Genomic DNA, 4657 nt, shown 5'->3' with positions numbered 1-4657 from the left:
GTCGCCGGGATGGCCGGGGCGATCCTGCCCGGCTGCGAGTGCGCTTCCGTGCCCGTCGCCGGGGCGCTGGTGCGCCGCGGTGTCACTCCTGCGGCGGCTCTGGCCTTCCTGCTGTCCGCACCCGCGATCAACCCGATCGTGCTGACGGCCACGGCCGTCGCCTTCCCACGGAACCCGGAGATGGTCCTCGCCCGTTTCGTGGCGAGCCTCTTCGTGGCCTGCGCGATGGGCTGGCTGTGGCAGCGTCTCGGTCGTACCGACTGGCTGCGCCCGCCGGGCCGCCCGGCGCACGAAGGCCTCGGCAAGGGAGCGGCGTTCTGGGGCTCGGTGCGGCACGACGTGATGCACGCGGGCGGGTTCCTCGTGCTGGGCGCGATGGCCGCGGCCACGCTCAAGTCCGTCGTCCCGGCCAACTGGCTGCAAGCCGCTGCCGGGAATCCGGTGGTGTCGATCCTCGCCCTCGCGATCCTGGCCGTGCTGCTGTCGATCTGCTCGGAGGCCGACGCGTTCGTGGTCGCCTCGCTGAACCAGTTCTCGCTCACCGCCCGGCTGGCGTTCCTCGTCGTCGGACCGATGATCGACCTGAAGCTCTTCGCCATGCAGGTCGGCACGTTCGGCCGCGGATTCGCCCTGCGGTTCGCGCCCACCACCTTCGCCCTCGCGATCCTCATGTCCGTTCTGATCGGGGCGGTGCTGCTGTGAACCGGCAGGCACAGGCGGCCGTGCTCTTCCTCGTCGGAGCGGCGGTGCTGCACGCGAGCGTCACGGACCTCTATCTGCGGTACGTCAAGGCCGGTCTGCGGCCCCTGCTGCTCGCGGCGGGTGTGGTGCTCATCGTCACGGCCCTCGCCACGGTCTGGTACGAGGTGCGCGAGCACCGAACGGCTTCCGCCGACCGTCCCGACGCCGACCGCGACGGCGAGCGAGCTCACGGGCGGGAGGACGGGCACGGTCACGGGGACGCCCCCGGACACGCAGACATGGACGGGCACGGGGACGGGCCCACGGAGGACACGCAGGGACATGGGCACACGCATCGCGAACCGCGTATCTCGTGGCTCCTCGTCCTGCCCTTGCTCGCGCTCATCCTGGTCGCCCCGCCCGCCCTCGGGTCCTACAGCGCGATGCGCACCGGTACGGCGCTGCAGGCGCCGTTCGGCTACGCCAAGCTGCCCGCGGGCGACCCGGTCCCGCTCGGCCTGGTCGACTACGCGAGCCGGGCGGCGTACGACCACGGCCGTTCCCTCGGCGGGCGGCAGGTGAAGATCTCCGGCTTCCTCGCACTCGACCACGCCGGGACGCCGTATCTCGTCCGCATGGCCCTCAACTGCTGCGCCGCTGACGCCCAACCGGTCAAGATCGGCCTGACCGGGCGGATTCCGCCCGTCCTGCGGCCGGACACCTGGCTCGAGGTCACCGGCACCTACACCGGCAAGCGCACGAAGGACCCGGTCAACGGTGGCATCATCCCGTTCCTCGACGTCAGTGCGGCGAGGCCGGTCGCGACACCGCGCGATCCGTACGACGAGAGCTGGAACAACTGATCACAAGGGCCGGCGAGGGCAGGTCCACGGCGGCCTGTTCGGTCCTCGTGCTACGCGGCGCTGTCCGGGGCGAGGCCGCCCCGGCCAGCGGTGTCGCGGGATCAGCCGGTGTCGCGGGATCAGTCCGTGTCGCGGATCAGCCGGTGTCCGGGGCCCGACGGGCGTCCGTGATCGCTCAGGCCGCCGGGTCCGGCAGGTAGCTCGCCAGGCCGCGCAGCATGATCTCCAGACCGATCTCGAACCTCTCGTCGGAGGAGTCCGTCACCATCACCCCGGACAGGGCACGCAGATGGGGGAAGTCCGCCGCGGGCAGGGACGCGAAGTAGTGCTGCATCTCGTCGGCCATCTCACGCCAGTCCGGACGGGCCAGGGAGGAACCGTCACCGCTCTGCTGGGCGGCCCGGTCCTGCCACATGCCCTCCTCCAGGACGAACCCGTCGATGTAGGTGGAGATGAGGTCGCCGGCCTCGGCCGCGATGCGGTCGGGCAGTCCGGCGGTGCGGAAGACGGCGAGCAACGCCTCGACGTGCGGCAGCAGTTCGGCGGTGAAGGGGACATGGGCCATGGAAATCCTGGCCATGTCGCGATGGGACGACAGGCGCTGTCGCCAGGAGCGGGCGTAGTCCCGCACCTGCTCCTGCCACCGCTCCGGGTCGGGTTCGGGGATCGCGAAGCCGTCGAAGAGCCGGGTGTACATCAGCTCCAGAAGGTCGTCCTTGGAGCTGACGTAGGCGTAGAGGGCGGAGACCGTGACGCCCAGTTCGGCCGCCACCTGGCGCATCGACAGGCCGTCGAGTCCTTGGCGGTCCAGGACGGTGAAGGCGGCCTCGACGACGCGTTCGCGTGACAGCGGTGTGCGGTCGCTGGCTGCGCGGGCGCGAACGGGACGCTCGCGCTCCCAGGGAGACGGCGGAGGTGGTGCGGGGGTGCCGGCGGCCGCGTCGCTCATGAGCACAGTCTAGGCGCCGGGAGAGCAGTGTTCTCTCGCGGTGAGCGGCGTTCATCTCGACAGGACGCGATATATCTTGTCTGCGCCCTCAGGTTGCGCTATATCTTAATGAACGCTGTTCTCTCGGTAAGCACTGTTCTGTTAGATTGAACAGTGTTCTCCGGTGTCTCGTCGCCCGTCTCTCACTCCGTGCCTGCGAGCCGGGCAGTCGCATCCGTCCACCCACCGCGCCCACTGGTTCGTCACCGCGGCGTGGCCTCTTCACGAGGAGTTTCCGATGTCCACCACCGGTGTCGCGTCCGCCGAGACGCCCATCGACTCACCAGCGCCGTACCGGTGGCGCTGGGCTGCGCTCTTCGTGATCCTGGCGGCCGAGGTGATGGATCTCCTCGATGCCGTCGTCACGAACATCGCCGGTCCCTCCATGCGGGCCGACCTCGGCGGCAGCGCCTCCACCCTGCAATGGCTCGCCGCCGCCTACACCCTCTCGATGGCCGTCGGGCTCGTCACCGGAGGGCGGCTCGGGGACATTCACGGGCGCCGCACCATGTTCCTGGTGGGAGCCGCCGGCTTCACCCTGGGGTCGCTGCTCTGCGCGATATCCGTGTCGCCCGAGATGCTGATCGGCGCGCGCGTCGTCCAGGGACTGTTCGGCGCGGTGATGCTGCCGCAGGGCCTGGGCATGATCAAGGAGATGTTCCCGCCGAAGGAGTCGCAGAAGGCCTTCGGCATGTTCGGCCCGGTCATGGGGCTGTCCGCGGTCTGCGGGCCGATCCTGGCGGGCTGGCTCGTGGACGCCGACTACTTCGGCACCGGCTGGCGCATGATCTTCCTGATCAACCTGCCGCTGGGTGCCGCGGCGCTCCTCGGTGCCGTGCGCTACCTGCCGAAGAGCCGGTCCGACAGCAAGCCGCGCCTCGACATCCCCGGCATGCTCCTGGTCTCGCTGGCCGCGCTGCTGATCATCTTCCCGCTGGTGCAGGGCCGTGAGTACGACTGGCCCGTGTGGACGTTCCTGATGATGGGCGCCGCGGTGATCGTCTTCGTCGTCTTCGCCCGCTACGAGTCGTACCGCAGCAAGGCCGGCCGGGACCCGCTGGTCGTCCCCAGCCTCTTCCGCAAGCGCGGCTTCAGCGGCGGCATGATCCTCGGGCTGGTCTTCTTCTCGACCATGCAGGGCTTCATGCTGGTCTTCAACCTCTACACCCAGATCGGCCTCGGCTACTCGCCGCTCAAGGCGGGACTGGTGATGGTGCCCTGGTCGGGCGGCATGATCGTCGGCTTCGGCGTGGCTCAGGGTGTGGTCCGGTTCGGACGCGCCGTCCTTCAGGCGGGCGCGCTGGTCATGGCGGTCGGCGTGTTCGGCGTGTGGCTGACCCTCGACCAGGTGGGAGCCGGTGTCGGTCCCTGGCAGCTCCTGCCGTCGCTGCTCGTCACGGGCATCGGCATGGGCCTGCTCATGGCCCCGTTCTTCGACATCGTGCTCGCCAGCGTCGAGCAGCACGAGACGGGTTCGGCGTCCGGCACGATGACCGCGGTGCAACAGCTCGGCGGCGCCTTCGGCGTGGCCATCCTCGGCACCGCGTTCTTCGGTCTGCTGGGCGGCGGGATCGCCACCGCCGTCGACCACCGCTCGGACCACCTGCGGGGGCAGCTGGCCGCCGCGCACGTCTCACCCGCGGCTCAGGAGCGCGTCGTGGCGGACCTGCGTACGTGCGCCTCGGACCGCGCCGTCGCCAAGGACCCTGCCGCGACCCCGGCCTCCTGCGCGCGCCTGGAGAAGGACGCCCGGTCCGCCGCGACCTCGCCCCAGGCCGGCGGCCGTATCTCCGCCGCGCTGGGGGCCACCGCGTCGTCCGCCTTCCAGAGTGGCTTCGGCTCGGTCATGAAGACACTGCTCTGGATCGTCGACGGCATGCTCGCCCTGACCTTCCTCCTCGCGTTCCTCCTGCCGCGCCACGCGCGCCCGGAGGAATCCGCCGGACACTGAGCCCCGGCAGCCCAGGCAGCGCAGGCATCGGCGAAGCGGACGGCCGGGCGCCCTCTCCGGGGTGCCCGGCCGTCCCGGCGCCACCCACCACGGTTTGGCCGGACGAGGCACAGCCGGTTCGGTGTGCCACCCCCCCCACCAGGTGGCGAGGGGAGCGGCGCACCACCCCCGGGT

The 4657-nt window shown here is 70.7% G+C and carries 4 protein-coding genes; 3 read left to right on the top strand and 1 reads right to left on the bottom strand.

Translation table 11 applies throughout. From position 1 onward, the window contains the following. A partial coding sequence (locus tag ACFWBT_RS41920) for a permease (protein ID WP_385709764.1) occupies positions 1-702 on the top strand: 702 nt, incomplete at its 5' end. Next, the gene (locus tag ACFWBT_RS41915; protein WP_385709761.1) at positions 699-1544 is read left to right on the top strand and encodes a TIGR03943 family putative permease subunit; all 846 of its coding nucleotides are present in this window, start codon (positions 699-701) and stop codon (positions 1542-1544) included. The genes ACFWBT_RS41920 and ACFWBT_RS41915, both read left to right, overlap by 4 nt. Before the next feature lie 175 nt (positions 1545-1719). On the opposite strand, the gene ACFWBT_RS41910 is transcribed toward ACFWBT_RS41915, so the two are convergent. Then, positions 1720-2493 carry a TetR/AcrR family transcriptional regulator gene (locus ACFWBT_RS41910; RefSeq protein WP_385709758.1) on the bottom strand — a complete coding sequence of 258 codons (774 nt, stop codon included), beginning with the start codon at positions 2491-2493 and terminating at the stop codon, positions 1720-1722. Positions 2494-2770: 277 nt separating this feature from the next. Here ACFWBT_RS41910 and ACFWBT_RS41905 point away from each other — a divergent pair, with 277 nt between their 5' ends. Beyond that, the gene (locus tag ACFWBT_RS41905; protein WP_385709755.1) at positions 2771-4483 is read left to right on the top strand and encodes an MFS transporter; all 1713 of its coding nucleotides are present in this window, start codon (positions 2771-2773) and stop codon (positions 4481-4483) included. Positions 4484-4657 lie beyond the last annotated feature (174 nt).

Origin of the sequence: Streptomyces sp. NPDC060027 (assembly GCF_042737005.1) — a bacterium.
Classification (GTDB): Bacteria; Actinomycetota; Actinomycetes; order Streptomycetales; family Streptomycetaceae; genus Streptomyces.
This window is presented reverse-complemented; position numbering and strand designations above follow the sequence as displayed.

Coding starts and splice junctions, on each gene's coding strand:
- ACFWBT_RS41910 (WP_385709758.1), bottom strand. CDS start 2,493: ATGAGCGACGCGGCCGCCGGCACCCCCGCACCACCTCCGCCGTCTCCC.
- ACFWBT_RS41905 (WP_385709755.1), top strand. CDS start 2,771: ATGTCCACCACCGGTGTCGCGTCCGCCGAGACGCCCATCGACTCACCA.